General features: G+C 70.6%; 11 protein-coding genes. 1 reads left to right on the top strand and 10 read right to left on the bottom strand.

The window, feature by feature from the left end; all coding sequences use genetic code 11:
* Positions 1 to 4: 4 nt before the first annotated feature.
* The 10 genes from G531_RS0108380 to carA all read right to left on the bottom strand — a co-directional run bounded on the left by G531_RS0108380 (position 5) and on the right by carA (position 12,539).
* Entirely contained in the window at positions 5 to 2,017 is a 2,013-nt protein-coding gene (locus G531_RS0108380) for a primosomal protein N' (protein WP_051215256.1), read from the bottom strand.
* Positions 2,018 to 2,089: 72 nt separating this feature from the next.
* On the bottom strand, positions 2,090 to 3,283 hold the full coding sequence (gene metK / locus G531_RS0108375; protein ID WP_026926900.1) for a methionine adenosyltransferase: 1,194 nt from the start codon (positions 3,281 to 3,283) through the stop codon (positions 2,090 to 2,092).
* Positions 3,284 to 3,350: 67 nt separating this feature from the next.
* On the bottom strand, positions 3,351 to 4,571 hold the full coding sequence (gene coaBC, locus G531_RS0108370) for a bifunctional phosphopantothenoylcysteine decarboxylase/phosphopantothenate--cysteine ligase CoaBC (protein WP_026926899.1): 1,221 nt from the start codon (positions 4,569 to 4,571) through the stop codon (positions 3,351 to 3,353).
* 3 nt (positions 4,572 to 4,574) lie between these two features.
* Positions 4,575 to 4,931 carry a DNA-directed RNA polymerase subunit omega gene (rpoZ, locus tag G531_RS0108365; protein ID WP_026926898.1) on the bottom strand — a complete coding sequence of 119 codons (357 nt, stop codon included), beginning with the start codon at positions 4,929 to 4,931 and terminating at the stop codon, positions 4,575 to 4,577.
* Between the two features lie 63 nt (positions 4,932 to 4,994).
* Positions 4,995 to 5,579, bottom strand: coding sequence for a guanylate kinase (gmk, locus tag G531_RS0108360; protein WP_051215255.1), 585 nt, complete (start codon positions 5,577 to 5,579; stop codon positions 4,995 to 4,997).
* A complete protein-coding gene (mihF, locus tag G531_RS0108355) occupies positions 5,572 to 5,922 on the bottom strand; it encodes an integration host factor, actinobacterial type (RefSeq protein ID WP_026926896.1) in 351 nt (116 codons plus the stop codon). Before mihF ends, gmk begins: the two co-directional genes overlap by 8 nt.
* 44 nt (positions 5,923 to 5,966) lie before the next feature.
* Positions 5,967 to 6,779, bottom strand: a complete 813-nt coding sequence (gene pyrF / locus G531_RS0108350) for an orotidine-5'-phosphate decarboxylase (protein ID WP_026926895.1) — start codon at positions 6,777 to 6,779, stop codon at positions 5,967 to 5,969.
* On the bottom strand, positions 6,776 to 7,972 hold the full coding sequence (locus tag G531_RS21415; protein WP_081683964.1) for a quinone-dependent dihydroorotate dehydrogenase: 1,197 nt from the start codon (positions 7,970 to 7,972) through the stop codon (positions 6,776 to 6,778). Before G531_RS21415 ends, pyrF begins: the two co-directional genes overlap by 4 nt.
* On the bottom strand, positions 7,972 to 11,307 hold the full coding sequence (gene carB / locus G531_RS0108340) for a carbamoyl-phosphate synthase large subunit (protein ID WP_026926894.1): 3,336 nt from the start codon (positions 11,305 to 11,307) through the stop codon (positions 7,972 to 7,974). The genes G531_RS21415 and carB overlap by 1 nt, the downstream gene beginning before the upstream one ends.
* Positions 11,307 to 12,539, bottom strand: coding sequence for a glutamine-hydrolyzing carbamoyl-phosphate synthase small subunit (carA, locus tag G531_RS21410; RefSeq protein ID WP_081683963.1), 1,233 nt, complete (start codon positions 12,537 to 12,539; stop codon positions 11,307 to 11,309). The genes carB and carA overlap by 1 nt, the downstream gene beginning before the upstream one ends.
* Before the next feature lie 238 nt (positions 12,540 to 12,777).
* Here carA and secA2 point away from each other — a divergent pair, with 238 nt between their 5' ends.
* Positions 12,778 to 15,099, top strand: a complete 2,322-nt coding sequence (gene secA2 / locus G531_RS21405) for an accessory Sec system translocase SecA2 (protein WP_145978681.1) — start codon at positions 12,778 to 12,780, stop codon at positions 15,097 to 15,099.
* The last annotated feature ends 665 nt before the right edge of the window (positions 15,100 to 15,764 follow it).

Below are 15,764 nucleotides of genomic sequence, written 5' to 3'. Positions count from 1 at the left end.
TGACCTAGAGCACCAGTTCCGGATTCACCCGGACCCGCAGCGCCCCCGGTTCCTTGCGGGCCGAGCGCACCGACACCACCGCACGCACCCCGTGCACCAGGGCCGCTCCGTCGTGCAGCGGCGCCCGCAGGATCAGTTGCGCCAGCGGTTCGGTCGCCTCGGCGGCCCCGGTGCCCGGGCGTACCAGCGGACCGAGCACCTCACTGACCGGGGGCAGTTCCAGGTGCTCGGCGAAGGCATCGACCGCCTCGGCGCCACCCTCGACGCTGACCAGTTTCACCGCCGGCGGCAGATGCGCCTCGAAGCGTTCGGCGAGTTCGCGGGCGGCGAAGCCGGCCGGATCACAGCGCACCAAGGCCTGCAGGGCCCGCGAGGAGGTCGGCCCGACCGCCAGCACCGTCCCCCCGTCGGCGCCCGGCCGGACCAGCGCGGTCAGGTTCAGCCAGCGCCGCAGGGCCTCCTCGGCCGCGCGCAGGTCGGCCCGGCCGAGCAGCAGCGGGGTGTCCAGCAGGATCGCGGCGGCGTACCCACCCGCGGCGACCGGCTCGGCTCCAGGGGTCGCGATGACCAGCGCCGGCCGGTCGTCCACCTCGGCCAGAATGTGCTCGCCGTGGGACTGCACGATCGCGGTGTTCGGGAAGGCCCGGCCGAACTCCTCGGCGGTCCGCTCCGCCCCGATCACCGGGGCCCGCCAATGGTCGGCCCCGCACTCGGGACAGACCCAGTCGGTCACCGGGGTGGCGCACCAGCGGCAGGCGGCGCCGTCTCGGGTCGCGCCGACCGGTCCCCCGCAGTTCGTGCAGCGCACCGCCGCGGCACACTCCACGCAGCTCACCGTCACCACATAGCCGGTCCGGGGCACCTGGATCAGCACCGGACCGGCAGCCAGCCCGGCCCGGATCGCCTCGAACGCCTCATGCGGCACCCGGACCGCGCGGGCCAGCGGATCGCGTTCCAGCTCGAAGTCGGTCGCCGCCGCGATCCGGACTCCCGGCGCGTGCCGGCGCTGTTCCCGGGCCGGCAATTCGATCGGGGTCAGCCAGTGCGTGCGGACCAGATGCTCGGCCTCACACGAGCGAGCGAACCCGGCCAGCAGCAGGCCCGCCCCGGATTCGGCGGCCCGCAGGGCGAGCACCTCGCGGACATGGGGATAGGGCGCCCGCGGCTCCTGGTGCAGGTCGTCCCCGTCGTCGAAACAGATCAGCAGACCCGGGTCCGGCACCGGGGCGTACGCCGCGGCCCGGGTCCCGATCACCACCTTGACCTGACCGCGCAGGGCGGCCAGAAAGGCGCGATACCGGGCCGCCGGGCCGGTGTCGGCGTGCAGCGTCACGAACGCGTGGCGGCCCAGCACCTGCTCGCACGCCGCCTCCAGCCGGGCCAGATCCCGGGTGTCGGGGACCACGATGACGCAGCCGCGACCCGAGGCCGCGGTCGCGGCGGCCGCCTGGGCGAGGCCGAGCGGCCAGTCCCCGACCCGAGCGGCGGCCGGGGCCACCTGCCACAGCGCGCGGGGCGACCGGCCGGCGCGCAGGGCCTGCAGGAACGACTCCCCCGCCGGGTAGTCGGTCCACGGGTTCGGTGCGGCCTCGGCCAGCGCCGGGTCGATCGGCGGGCGTTCGGGTGGTTTCGCCTTCTCGGTCGCGGCATGCCGGGGTGGCACGGCGAGTCGGGTGAGGTCGCACAGCGAGCCGGCGAAATGATCGGCGACCCGGCGCAGTGTCCGTGCGACCTCGGCGGTCAGCACCGGTTCGGGGGACACGACCTTCTCCAGCGGTGCCAGCGGCCGACTCGGGTCCGGCGCCAGTTGCGTCCGCTCGATCACGAAGCCATCCCGCAGCCGGCCGGCGAACCGGACCCGGACCCGGACGCCCGGCTGCGCGCTCTCGCCGAGCTCCGCGGGCACGACGTAGTCGAACAGCCGGTCCAGGTGGGGCAGCGGCATGTCCACGCACACCCGGGCCACCTCGACCTCCGGCGCTTCCCGGGGCGCGAGGGTCAGCAGGGAGTCAGTCACACCGTGATGCTAGGCGAGCCCACCGACACTTCTGTCGGTCCGGCGATCGGTCGGTCAACCCCGACGAACCGGTCAGCCACGCACGGCGCGGGCGAGCGCGTCGGCCCGATCGGTCCGTTCCCAGGTGAACTCGGGAAGTTCCCGACCGAAGTGCCCGTACGCGGCGGTCCTGGTATAGACCGGGCGCTTCAGGTCGAGGGCATCGATGATCGCAGCCGGGCGCAGGTCGAAGGTGGCCAGCACCGCCGCCTCGATCTGCTCCTCCGGGACCGCCGAGGTGCCGAAGGTGTCCAGATAGAAACCGACCGGGTGCGCGCGTCCGATCGCGTACGCCACCTGCACCTCACAGCGCTGCGCCAGCCCGGCGGCGACCACGTTCTTGGCGACCCAGCGCATCGCATAGGATGCGGACCGGTCGACCTTCGAGGGGTCCTTGCCGGAGAAGCAGCCACCACCGTGGCGAGCCATCCCGCCGTAGGTGTCGACGATGATCTTGCGTCCGGTCAGCCCGGCGTCACCCATCGGACCACCGATGACGAACTTGCCGGTCGGATTCACGAAGCTGCGGTAATCGTCATGGGCCAGGTCGTAGGCGGCCAGCACCGGAGCAATCACCTGCTCGGTCACGTCCGGCCCGAGCAGATTGTCCAGATCGACGTCGGGGGCGTGCTGGCAGGACACCACGACGGTGTCCAGCCGGACCGGCTTGTTGTCCTCGTACTCCACGGTGACCTGGGTCTTCCCGTCGGGGCGCAGGTAGGGCATGTCGCCGGACTTACGGGCTTCGGTGAGCCGCTCGGCGAGCCGGTGGGCCAGATCGATCGGCAGCGGCATCAGCGACGGCGTCTCGGTGCAGGCGTACCCGAACATCAGGCCCTGGTCCCCGGCGCCCTGCAGGTCGTAGGAGTCGGCGGAGGCTTCCAGCCGCTTCTCCCAGGCGGTGTCGACGCCCTGGGCGATGTCGGCGGACTGGCCGTTCAGGGAGACCTGCACCCCACAGGAGTAGCCGTCGAATCCCTTGTGCGAGGAGTCGTAGCCGATCCGGATCACCGTGTCGCGAACGATCTGGTTGATGTCGGCGTACGCCTCGGTGGTGACCTCACCGGTCACCATGACCAGCCCGGTGGTCAGCATCGTCTCCACGGCCACCCGGGACGAGGGATCCTGCCGCAGCAACTCATCGAGAATCGAGTCGCTGATCTGATCGGCGATCTTGTCCGGGTGACCCTCGGTCACCGACTCCGAGGAGAACAAACGCTTCGACATGCGCACAACCTTCCCTGCACACACCCGAATCGCGAGTATCGCAAAGGGGGGTGGGTGTCACCACACCCTAGCCCGCGGAACCAACTGCCCCTGCTGCGTCCAGGATGCGATGGGCCAGGGCGCCCTTGCTGCCGGTCCAGGAACCGATGACGGCATCCGGGGAGACGATGGTGATGGCGTTGTCGGCCTGCCCGAACACGCCCCCGCCGGAGACGTCGTTGATGACCAGCAGGTCGCAGCCCTTGCGCGCCAGCTTCTCCTGCCCCAGCCGCAGCAGTTCGTCCCCGGTGGCGGTCTCGGCGGCGAAGCCGACGATGGTCTGCTCCCGCGGGCGCCGGTGCGACAGCGTCTTGAGCACATCGGTGGTCTGGACCAGATCCAGCTGCAGCCCGGCGTCGGCCGATTCCTTCTTGATCTTCCCGGCGCTGGCGGTACGCGGGGTGAAGTCGGCAGCGGCCACGGCCATCACGATCACATCGGCCTCGGGTGCCAGCTCGGTCATCGCCTCGGCCAGATCGGCGGTGCTGACCACGGGGCGGACGGTGGCCCCGGCCGGGACCGGATGCTCGATGTGGGCGGCGACCACGGTCACCCGGGCCCCGCGCAGGGCCGCGGCCCGGGCGATCGACAGGCCCATCAGGCCGGAGGAGGAGTTGCCCAGGTAGCGCACCGGATCCAGATGTTCCCGGGTGCCGCCGGCCGAGACGACCACATGCCGGCCGGCCAGGTCGCGGCGGGTCGCCGCGGCGGCGACAGTCTCCGATTCGAGCAGCGAGGCGACGTTCGGGAACAGATCCGCGGCCTCCGGCAGCCGGCCGGGGCCGGAATCGGGACCGGTGAGTCGGCCGTCGTCGGGATCGACCACGATGACTCCGCGCTCGCGCAGGGTCGCCACGTTCGCCTGCGTGGCGGCATGCAGCCACATCTCGGTGTGCATCGCCGGGGCCAGCATGACCGGACAGTGCGCGGTCAGCAGCACGTTGGTGAGCAGGTCGTCGGCGCGGCCGGTCGCCGCGCGGGCGATCAGATCCGCGGTCGCCGGGGCGATCACGACCAGGTCGGCCTGCTGGCCCAGGCGGACATGCGCCACCTCATCGGCGCCCTCGAACACCTGGGTCTTCACCGGATGTCCCGACAGCGCCTCCCAGGTGGTCCGGCCGACGAAGTTGAGTGCCGACTCGGTCGGCACCACCGTGACATCGTGCCCGGCCTTGGTCATCAGCCGCAGCAACTCACAGGCCTTGTACGCCGCAATGCCGCCGGCGACGCCGAGCACGATCCGGGCCATGGATCAGGCGGTCGGGAACTCGGGGCCGGGCAGATCCTCAGTGCCGAACTCGTCGGCCGCGAAGTCCGGATCGACGAAAGTATCGGCGAGCTGCTGCTCCTCGTTCGGGTCGATCTCCTTGCACTCCAGGACACCGGCGTTGATCTCGCGCATCGCGATCGACAGGGGCTTCTCCTGGATCCCGGTCTCGACCAGCGGGCCGACGTTCTCCAGCAGGCCCTCGCCCAACTGCGAGTAGTACGCGTTGATCTGGCGCGCGCGCTTGGCGGCGAACAGGACCAGCCGGTACTTCGAGTCGACCTTGGTGAGCAGGTCGTCGATCGGCGGGTTGGTGATGCCTTCGGGAATGTTGGTGGTCATGCCGTCCTTCGCAGGTTCTGGGTCGAACTGGGCCGCGGTGCCCGGCGGATTGGCCGGGACGGGCTACAGACCGAGCAAGGATACCAGTTCTGCCACGGCCCGCTCGACATTGTCGTTGACGACCACGTAGTCGAACTCCGAACGCATCGCCAATTCCTTGCGGGCGGTCTCCAACCGGCGGGCCTGTTGTTCCGGGGTTTCCGTGCCTCGTCCGGCGAGTCGGCGTACCAGGACCTCCCACGTCGGCGGGTCGATGAAGATGGAGCGGGCCTCGGGCATGGTCTGCCGAACCTGCCGGGCCCCCTGGACCTCGATCTCGAGGATGACCGTCCGGCCGGCGGCGACCGCGTCCAGGACGGGTTGGCGCGGTGTCCCGTAGTACGCCGAGCCGTGCACGTGGGCCCATTCCAGCAGCCCGTCGGTGTCCCGCAGATGCAGGAACTCCTCCTCGGAGATGAAGCGGTAGTGCACGCCGTCCTGCTCCCGGGGCCGGCGCGCCCGGGTGGTCACCGACAGCGACACCCACAGTTGCCGGTACTGGGCCCGCAGCAGGTTCACCAGCGTGCCCTTGCCGACCCCGGCCGGCCCCGAAATCACCCAGACCGATCCGGGTTCGTGCTGCTGTGTGATCGTGGTCTCCTCACTCACTGTCGGCCGGTGGGGTGTCGCCGGGCGTACGCGGGCCGAACTCGGCACGCAGGCCGGCGAGCTGGTGCCGGCCCAGGCCGCCCAACTTGCGCTTCTCGGCGATGTTGAGCCGCTCCATCAGTTCGGCGGCCCGCTTCTCCCCCACCCGGGGCAGGGAGCGCAGGACTTCCACCACGCGGGCGTTCGCCACCACTTTGTCGGTCTCGGCCAGTGTCAGAACCTCATCCAGGGTCAACGCTCCGGTGCGCAATTGCTCCTTGACCTCGGCGCGGCGGCGCCGGGCCTCGGTGGCTGCCTTGCGCGCTGTCTGCATCTGCTGTTCGCTCAAGGGCGGAATGTTCACGGCATCTCCTGCTCGCATCTGTCCGGTGGGTTCAACCTATCCCCTTACCCGAGCTCGGACAGGGTCCCCTGCACCGCTTCGCGCAGAGCGCCGGCATCCGGGCCCGCCTGCATGATGCCACGGCTTGAATTCGGCAGGATCTGCGGGACGGCAGCACCGAACAGGGTGTGCAGGTGCGCCATGCTGCCGCCCTGGGCGCCGATCCCGGGCACCAGGATCGACCCGGCGAACTCGGCCAGGTCCAGCCCGAGCCGGTCATGGGTCCCGCCGATCACCAGCCCGACGTAGTCCGTTTCGGCGGCAGTGTTGGCCGCCGCCGCGGCATCGATCATCTGCTGGGCCACCGAGCGGCCGCCGAACTCGGCCTGCTGGACCGATCCGCCCTCGGGGTTGGAGGTGCGGCACAGCACGTAGACCCCGGCGTCGGCGGCGACGGCGGCGTCCAGCGCGGGTCGCAGGGATTCGAACCCCAGGTAGGGGCTCAGCGTGATCGCATCCACCGGCAGCGGCGCGCTCTCCCCCAGGTACGCCCGGGCGTACCCGGCCATGGTGGAGCCGATGTCACCGCGCTTGGCATCCAGGATGACCAGCGCGCCGGCCGCGCGGGCCGCGGCGACGGTCTGTTCCAGCACGGCGATCCCGGCCGATCCGTAGGCCTCGAACAGGGCCGCCTGCGGTTTGAACACCGCAACGGTGTCGCCCAGGGCGTCGACCATCCCGCGGGCACAGGCCGCCAGCCCGGCGACATCGTCACTCAGGCCCCACGCGGCCAGGATCGCCGGATGCGGATCGATCCCGACACACAGCCTGCCCCGGGTCCGGATCGCCTCGGCCAGCCGCTCGGCATATGCGGTCATCGGGTCCCTTTCGCCGGGGATACGTCGCTCGAGCGCCGAATCGATGTTGTCGTGGTGTCGGCGGCGCGGCCATTTCCGCGCTGACTGGACGGGTCCGCAGTTGAGTGCATTGATTCGGTCATCTCGCCCGGTAGCTCATTGATCTGGCGGACCAGGCGGGGGCCGGCATAGATGAAACCGGTGTAGACCTGCACCATCGCCGCGCCCAAGTCGAGCAGGGCCCGGGCGTCGGCGCCGGACATGATGCCGCCCACCCCGATCACCGGCAGCCCGCTGTGCGCGCACAGGTAGCCGACCACCTCCCGGGCCCGGGCGGTCAGCGGGGCTCCGGACAGCCCGCCGGCCTCCCCGGCCAGCGCGGTGTCGGCGCCGACCAGCCCCTCGCGGGACAGCGTCGTGTTCGTGGCGATCAGCGCACTCACCCCGGTGTCGGCGCAGACGGTCAGCACGTCGTCCAGATCGGCGAAGCTCAGATCCGGGGCGATCTTGACGAAGATCGGCATCGGGTCGGCCAGGGTCCGCGCGGCCGCGGTGAGGGCGCCGAGGAGTTCGCGCAGTGCCGCGCCCTCCTGCAGGGAGCGCAGTCCCGGCGTGTTCGGGCTGGACACATTGACCGCGATGTAATCGGCATGCCAGTGCAGCCGCGCGAAGGAGAACAGATAGTCCGCCACCGCCCGGTCCAGGTCGACCACCTTCGTCTTGCCCAGGGAGATGCCGACCGGGATGCCGGCGTACCCCTCCCCCCGATAGATCCCCTGCCGGCGCAGCGCGTCGGCCATCGCGACCGCGCCGGGATTGTTGAAGCCCATCCGGTTGATCAGCGCCCGGGACTGCGGGGCCCGGAACAGCCGCGGCTGCGGATTGCCCGGCTGGGCCTGCCCGGTGACGGTGCCGAGTTCGATGTGGCTGAACCCGAGCGGGGCCCACGCCCGGACCGCGGTGGCGTACTTGTCCATCCCGGCGGCCATCCCGACCCGGCCGGGGAAGGTGATTCCGCCGACGGTGACCGGGGCCGCCGGGGTAGAGCTGAGCGTACGCAGCGCGGCCCGGGCGCACGGATTGCCCGCGACCCGGTGCAGCGCCGCCATCGTGGCGTGATGGGCCACCTCGGGGTCTCCCCCGCCGAGCCGGAACAGGGCCGGGCGCAGCGCCCGGTACCCCGCCTCGCCCAGCCGCTGCGGCAGCCGGCTCATCAGCCGTCCGCTCCCGGCAGGCTGGCCTGCAGATCCGCGGCCCATTCCTGCAGGGAGCGCACCCCGATGTCGCCGCGCTGCAGCGACTCGATGGCCTGGACCACCGCGGACAGCCCGGCCACGGTGGTGCAGTAGGGCACCTCCCGGGAGACCGCCGCGGTCCGGATCTCGTAGCCGTCCATCTGCGGATGCATCCCGGCGGCGGCGACCCCGTGCGGGGTGTTGAACACCAGGTCGACCTCGCCGTCGCTGATCATCTCCACGATGGTCTTCTCCCCGTGCGGGCCGGTGCCCTGGGAGTACTTGCGCACCTCGGTCACCTCCAGACCGTTGCGCCGCAGGGTCTGCGCCGTGCCCTCGGTGGCCAGGATCTCGAAGCCCAGGGTGGCCAGCGCCTTCACCGGGAACACGATGTTGCGCTTGTGCCGGTCGGCCGCGGAGATGAACACCCGGCCCGTGGTCGGCAGCCAGCTGGAGGCACCCAGCTGGGACTTGGCGAAGGCGGGCCCGAACATCGCGTCGATGCCCATCACCTCACCGGTCGACTTCATCTCCGGGCCGAGCAGGGTGTCGACCGGGCGTCCTTCGGTGGTCCGGAACCGGTTGAACGGCATCACTGCTTCCTTGACCGCGGTCGGCGAGGCGTCGGTCACGTAGGCCCCGTCCACCTCCCGGCGCAGCGTCCCGTCGGCCCGCAGCTCGGCGATCGTCTCGCCGAGCATGATCCGCGAGGCAGCCTTGGCCAGCTGGGTCGCGGTCGCCTTGGACACGAACGGGACGGTCCGCGAGGCGCGGGGGTTGGCCTCCAGCACGTACAGGGTGTCGGCGGCCAGGGCGTACTGAATGTTCAGCAGCCCGTGTACGCCCACCCCCGCGGCGATCGCGCGGGTGGAGGTGCGGATCCGGTCGATCACCGCCGCGCCGAGGGTGATCGGGGGCAGCGCACAGGCGGAGTCCCCGGAGTGCACCCCGGCCTCCTCGATGTGCTCCATGATCCCGCCGAGGTAGAGGTCGGTGCCGTCGTACAGGGCGTCCACGTCGATCTCGATCGCGTCATCGAGGAACCGGTCGACCAGCACCGGGTGCTCCGGGGTGATCTCGGTGGCCCGGGAGATGTAGGAGTCCAGCGAGGTCTGGTCGTAGACGATCTCCATCCCGCGCCCGCCCAGCACGTAGGAGGGACGCACCAGCACCGGGTAGCCGATCTCGGCGGCGATCTCGCGGGCATCGGCCACCGAGTACGCCATCCCGTGCTTCGGCGAGGGCAGGTCGGCGGCCTCCAGGACCGCACCGAAGGCGCCGCGTTCCTCGGCGGCGTTGATCGCCTCCGGGGAGGTGCCCACGATCGGGACCCCGGCATCCTTCAGCGCCTGGGCCAGCCGCAACGGGGTCTGCCCGCCCAGTTGGACGATCACCCCGGCCACCGGGCCGGCCTGCCGTTCGGCGTGCACCACCTCCAGCACGTCCTCCAGGGTGAGCGGTTCGAAGTAGAGCCGGTCGGAGGTGTCGTAGTCGGTCGAGACGGTCTCGGGGTTGCAGTTGACCATCACCGTCTCGTACCCGGCCTCGCGCAGCGCCATCGAGGCATGCACGCAGGAGTAGTCGAACTCGATCCCCTGCCCGATCCGGTTGGGGCCGCTGCCCAGGATGATCACCGCCGGCTTGGTCCGGGTGGCGACCTCGGTCTCCTCGTCGTAGGAGGAGTAGTGGTAGGGCGTCCGGGCGGCGAACTCGGCGGCACAGGTGTCGACGGTCTTGTACACCGGGCGGATCCCGAGCTCGTGCCGCATCGCGCGGACCTCGGACTCGGTCCGCCCCCGCAGCTGCGCGATCTGCAGGTCGGAGAAGCCGTTCTGCTTGGCCTCGCGGAGCAGCTCGGCGCTGATCCCGCCGGCCTGCTTGACCTCCGCGGCCAGGTCGACCAGGGCGGCGATCTCGGCGAGGAACCAGGGATCGATCTTGGTGGCCTCGAAGACCTCCTCGACGCCGGCACCGGCGCTGAACGCGGCGAACACGGTCTGGATCCGGCCGTCGGTCGGGGTCTGTGCGATCCGCAGCAGCTCCGCCTTCGACGTCGTCGGGGTGGCGGCATAGTTGTAGCGCGCCAGCGGGTCCTCCATCGAGCGCAGCGCCTTGCCCAGGGCCTCGCCGAAGTTGCGACCGATCGCCATCGCCTCGCCGACCGACTTCATGTGCGTGGTCAGCGTGGTGTCGGCGGTCGGGAACTTCTCGAAGGCGAACCGGGGCACCTTAACGATCACGTAGTCCAGTGACGGTTCGAAGCTGGCCGGGGTCTCCCCGGTGATGTCGTTGGGGATCTCGTCGAGGGTGTAGCCGATGGCGACCTTCGCGGCGATCTTGGCGATCGGGAAACCGGTCGCCTTGGAGGCCAGCGCCGAGGACCGGGAGACCCGCGGGTTCATCTCGATCACGATCATCCGGCCGTCGGCCGGGTTGATCGCGAACTGGATATTGCAGCCACCGGATTCGACCCCGACCGCCCGGATGATGCCGATGCCGACATCGCGCATCCGCTGGTACTCCCGGTCGGTCAGCGTCATCGTCGGGGCGACGGTGATCGAGTCGCCGGTGTGGATGCCCATCGGGTCGAAGTTCTCGATCGAGCAGACCACGACGACGTTGTCGGCGCCGTCGCGCATCACCTCGAGCTCGTATTCCTTCCAGCCCATGATCGACTCCTCGATCAGCACCTCGGTGACCGGGGAGGCGGCCAGGCCGGTCCCCGCGATGGTGCGCAGCTGTTCCTCGGTGTGCGCGAAGCCGGAGCCGACCCCGCCCATGGTGAAGCTGGGCCGGACCACGACCGGGTAGCCGAGCTGATCGGCCGCGGCCAGCACCTCGTCCATGCTGTGGCAGATCACCGAGCGGGCGACCTCCCCGGGACCGCCGGGCACGTCCAGGCCGGTGACGATCTCCTTGAACTCCTCCCGGTTCTCCCCGCGCTGGATCGCTTCGATCGAGGCGCCGATCAGCTCGACCCCGTACTTCTCCAGGATGCCCGCCTCGTGCAGGCGTACCGCGGTGTTCAGGGCGGTCTGCCCGCCCAGGGTGGCCAGCAGCGCGTCCGGGCGCTCCTTGGCGATGACCTTCTCCACGAACTCCGGCGTGATCGGCTCGACGTAGGTGGCGTCGGCCATGTCCGGGTCGGTCATGATGGTGGCCGGATTGGAGTTGACCAGGACGACCCGGAAGCCCTCCTCGCGGAGCACGCGACAGGCCTGGGTGCCGGAGTAGTCGAACTCGCAGGCCTGGCCGATCACGATCGGGCCCGAGCCGATCACCAGGATCGACTTCAGATCAGTACGGCGGGGCATCAGGCGTTCTCTCCATCGGTCGCGGGGGTGTCGGAGCCGGCCGGCTCGTAGTGCTCGGGATCCAGCTCGTCGCGATGACATGCCTTGTCGCCGCCGGCGGCGTCACCCCGGCGGACCGCCATCATGTCGGCGAAGCGATCGAACAGGTACGCCGCATCGTGCGGTCCGGCGGCGGCCTCGGGGTGGTACTGCACCGAGAAGCCGACCAGGACGCCGCTGTCGCGCAGTTCCAGGCCCTCGACGCAGTCGTCGTTGAGGCCGACGTGGGAGACCCGGACGGTGCCGAACTCGGTGGGGATGTCCTCCCCGATCGGCGCCTGGACCGCGAATCCGTGATTGTGGGCGGTGACCTCGACCTTGCCGGTGGTCAGGTCCTTGACCGGCTGGTTGATCCCGCGGTGGCCGTACTTGAGCTTGTAGGTGCCCAGGCCCAGCGCGCGGCCGAAGATCTGGTTGCCGAAGCAGATGCCGAAGTAGGGCACCTGGCGGCGCAGCAGTGCGGCGAGCAGTTCCACCGGATGCTCGGTGGCGGCCGGGTCGCCGGGGCCGTTGGAGAAGAAGACGCCGTCGGGTTTGACCGCCAGGACGTCCTCGACACTCGCGGTGGCCGGCAGGACGTGCACCCGACAGCCGCGTTCGCTCATCCGGTACGGGGTCATCGACTTGATCCCCAGGTCGACCGCGGCGACGGTGAAGCGGTGCTCCCCGATCGGTTCGACGATGTAGCCGGTGTCGGTGGAGACCTCCTCGGCCAGGTTCGCGCCGGTCATCGCCGGCTGCTGTCGGACCCGTTCCAGGACCTCGTCGACCGAGGCGCCGGTGGAGGAGATGCCGACCCGCATCGCCCCGCGTTCGCGCAGGTGGCGGGTCAGTGCCCGGGTGTCGATGTCGGAGATCCCGACGATGCCCTGGGCGATCAGCGCGTCCTCCAGAGTGCCGGTGGCGCGCCAGTTGGACGCCCGGCGGGCCGGGTCCCGGACCACGTAGCCGGCGACCCAGATCCGGCTCGATTCGTCGTCCTCGTCGTTCCAGCCGGTGTTGCCGATCTGCGGCGCGGTCGCGATGACGACCTGCTTGTCGTAGCTGGGATCGGTGAGGGTTTCCTGGTATCCGGTCATCGCGGTACAGAAGACCGCTTCGCCGAAGGTTTCCCCGGTGGCGCCGAACCGGCGTCCGGTAAAGGTCCGGCCGTCCTCGAGCACGAGGATGGCTGCGGGAGCTTGTGCAGACATGTAACCGTCCTTTCCTGCCTCACGGGACAGGACTTAAAGGTTGGTGATTCGTCTCAGGCTACCAATCCCCTGCCGTGCACCCGCACCACGAACACTAGTCCGGACACCCATCCCCCCGCAGGCCACGTACGCTGCTGGATGGAGGTCGCAGCCGGTTGCCGCAGCGGCCGGACGGGCCGGACGACAGACCGGGAAGCGAACGTGGGGGCAGGGTCGGCGAAGTGGCGGGATTGGCGTAGTGGCTGGGTTGAAGAAGAAGTCCGACGGGGCGAGCGGTGCCTCGCGATTTGCGGCCTGGCTGCGCGGTACACCCGGGATGGAGAACATCAAACCGGCCCGGCAGGTGGTTGAGCAGGCGAACCGGCTGGCCGCCGTCGGGCTGGCCGAGGACCTGGCCGGGCTCGACGTGGCCGAGCTCGGCGCCGCACTGGACGAGTTGGGCGAACTCACCGATCCCCCCGAACTGGCCCGCTTCCTGGTGCTGATCCGCGAAATCGCCGACCGCACGATCGGCCTGCGGCCCTTCGATGTGCAGCTGCGGGCCGCGGCGGCGATGTTGGACGGGATCAGCGTCGAGGTCGCCACCGGCGAGGGCAAGACGCTGATCGGCGCGGTCGTCGCCGCCGGTTGGGTGCTGCAGGGTCGCCAGGTGCATGTGCTCTCGGCCAACGACTATCTCGCCGAGCGGGACGCGGCCTGGATGGGTCCGCTGCTGGCCGCGGCCGGGGCGAGCGTGGCCACGGTGACCAGCGCGACCCCGCAGGCCGACCGGGTGGCGGCGTACCGGGCCGATGTGGTGTACGTCCCGGTCACCGAAGCCGGGTTCGACGTGCTGCGCGACCGGGTCCGGTCGCGGCCCGAAGAGATGGTCGGGATCAGCCAGGATGCGACCGTGCTGGACGAGGCCGACGCGGTCCTGCTGGATGAGGCGAAGACGCCGCTGGTGCTGGCCGGGGAGGCCGGTGCCACCCCCGAACTGGACCTGAGCGTGGCCGACTTCGTGGCCGATCTGGTCGAGGGGGTGGATTTTGAGGTCGACGACGACCGGCGCACCCTGCACCTGACCGACACCGGGATCAACCGGGTCGAGGACTGGGCGCCGGAAGCGGACCTGTTCAGCGACGGCGCCGATGTGCTGACCCGGGTCAACGTCGCCCTGTACGCCCGGACGCTGCTCGTACGCGATGTGGACTACGTGCTGGCCGATGGCGCGGTCTCGCTGGTCAGCTCCTCCCGGGGCCGGATCGATGCGCTGCAGCGCTGGCCCGAGGGGTTGCAACAGGCGGTCGAGGCGAAGGAGCGGCTGGCCGGCAGCGCCGGGGTGCAGGTGCTGGACCAGTTGCTGGTCCGCGACCTGGTCACCGGCTACCGCACCGTGGTGGGGATGAGCGGCACGCTGGTCTCGGCGGCGGAGGAACTGATGGAGCTCTACGAGATCCGCTCGGGCTCGATCGAGCCGAATGTGCCGAACATCCGTACCGATGAAGAGGACCGCCTCTACGAGACCGGCGCCGAGCGGGACGCGGCCGCGGTGGCATTCATCGGGGACCTGCACGAGGCCGGCCAACCGGTCCTGGTCGCCACCCAGTCGGTCGCCGAATCCGAACGGTTCCACCGACTGCTGACCGAGGCCGCGGTGCCGGCGGTGCTGCTGAACGCCAAGAACGACCGCGAGGAGGCCGACATCATTGCCCGCGCCGGGGAGCCGGGGCGGATCACCGTGTCCACCCAGATGGCCGGTCGGGGCACCGACATCAAGCTCGCCGACGGGGCCGCCGAGGCCGGCGGCCTGTGCGTGGTCGGGATCGAGCGGTTCCCGAACCCGCGGCTGGACAACCAGTTGCGCGGACGGGCCGGGCGGCAGGGCGATCCGGGGCACTCGGTGTTCTTCACCAGCCTGGAGGATGCCCTGCTGCGGGAATTCCTGCCCGGTACTCCCGAGGCCCGGGACGTGCTGGAGGCCGACGGGCTGGTGCTGGACCGCAAACACGCCCGGTTCATCGATCAGGCCCAGCGGATCTCCGACGGTCAGCAGCGCGAGCAGCGCAGCCTGGCGCGTCGATATGCGCATCTGCCGGCGCAGCAGCGGGTCGAGATCGTCAAGGTACGCGGCGAGTTGATGATCGGCGACCGGGCCCTGGAGCGGCTGAAGCAGAAGATCCCGGACCGGATCGACGAACTCGCCGAGCAGGTCTCGGCCGAGGAACTGGAGTCGGCCGCCCGGACGGCGGTGCTGTCCAGTCTGGATGAGCGGTGGAGTGCGCATCTGGCGTACGCCCTGGAGATCCGCGAGGGCATCCACCTGCAGGCCCTGGGCAAGCAGGAGCCGCTGACGGTGTACAACCGGATGCTGCACGAGGCCTTCCCGGATCTGCTGCAGGAGGCGCTGGCCACCGCGGTGGAACTGTTCGAGGACGCCGAGGTGGTCGACGGGCGGCTCGACCTCGATTCCGCCGGCCTCTACCGGCCCGGGGCGACCTGGACCTACATGGTCACCGACGATCACTTCGGCTCGGAGTGGAGTCGGATCGGCCGGTTGCTGCGGCCGGCCCGGCGCTGACCCGCGGATCCGATTTTCGGCCCGCGCGACCGAAGTTGCCCCGCGTACTCGAGTCGGCAGGTCGCCGTCCGGGGGTCGGCTCGCCCGTACGCGGGCCCCGGTGGCGGTACGCGGGTCCTCGTCCGGTTTGCGGGCGCTGATGGCTCGTGGCTGGTGGCTTCGCGCGGGTCGTCCCCCGGTTCGCGGGCGCTGATGGCTCGTGGCTGGGGGCTTCGCGCGGGGTCCTCGTCCGGTTCGCGGGCGCTGCTGGCTGTTCGCTGGTCCGGATCCGGTTTGCGGGCGCTGATGGCTCGTGGCTGGTGGCTTCGCGCGGGTCGTCCCCCGGTTCGCGGGCGCTGATGGCTCGTGGCTGGGGGCTTCGCGCGGGGTCCTCGTCCGGTTCGCGGGCGCTGCTGGCTGTTCGCTGGTCCGGATCCGGTTTGCGGGCGCTGATGGCTCGTGGCTGGTGGCTTCGCGCGGGTCGTCCCCCGGTTCGCGGGCGCTGATGGCTCGTGGCTGGGGGCTTCGCGCGGGGTCCTCGTCCGGTTCGCGGGCGCTGCTGGCTGTTCGCTGGTCCGGATCCGGTTTGCGGGCGCTGATGGCTCGTGGCTGGTGGCGTTGCGCGGGTTCTCGTCCTGTTTCGCGGGCGCTCGTGGCTGCTCGCTGGTCCGGATCCGGCTTGCGGC

Source organism: Granulicoccus phenolivorans DSM 17626 = NBRC 107789 = JCM 15570, assembly GCF_000423085.1.
GTDB classification, from domain to species: Bacteria; Actinomycetota; Actinomycetes; order Propionibacteriales; family Propionibacteriaceae; genus Granulicoccus; species Granulicoccus phenolivorans.
The sequence above is the reverse complement of the archived record's forward strand: the minus strand, read 5'-3'. Positions and strand labels throughout refer to the sequence as shown.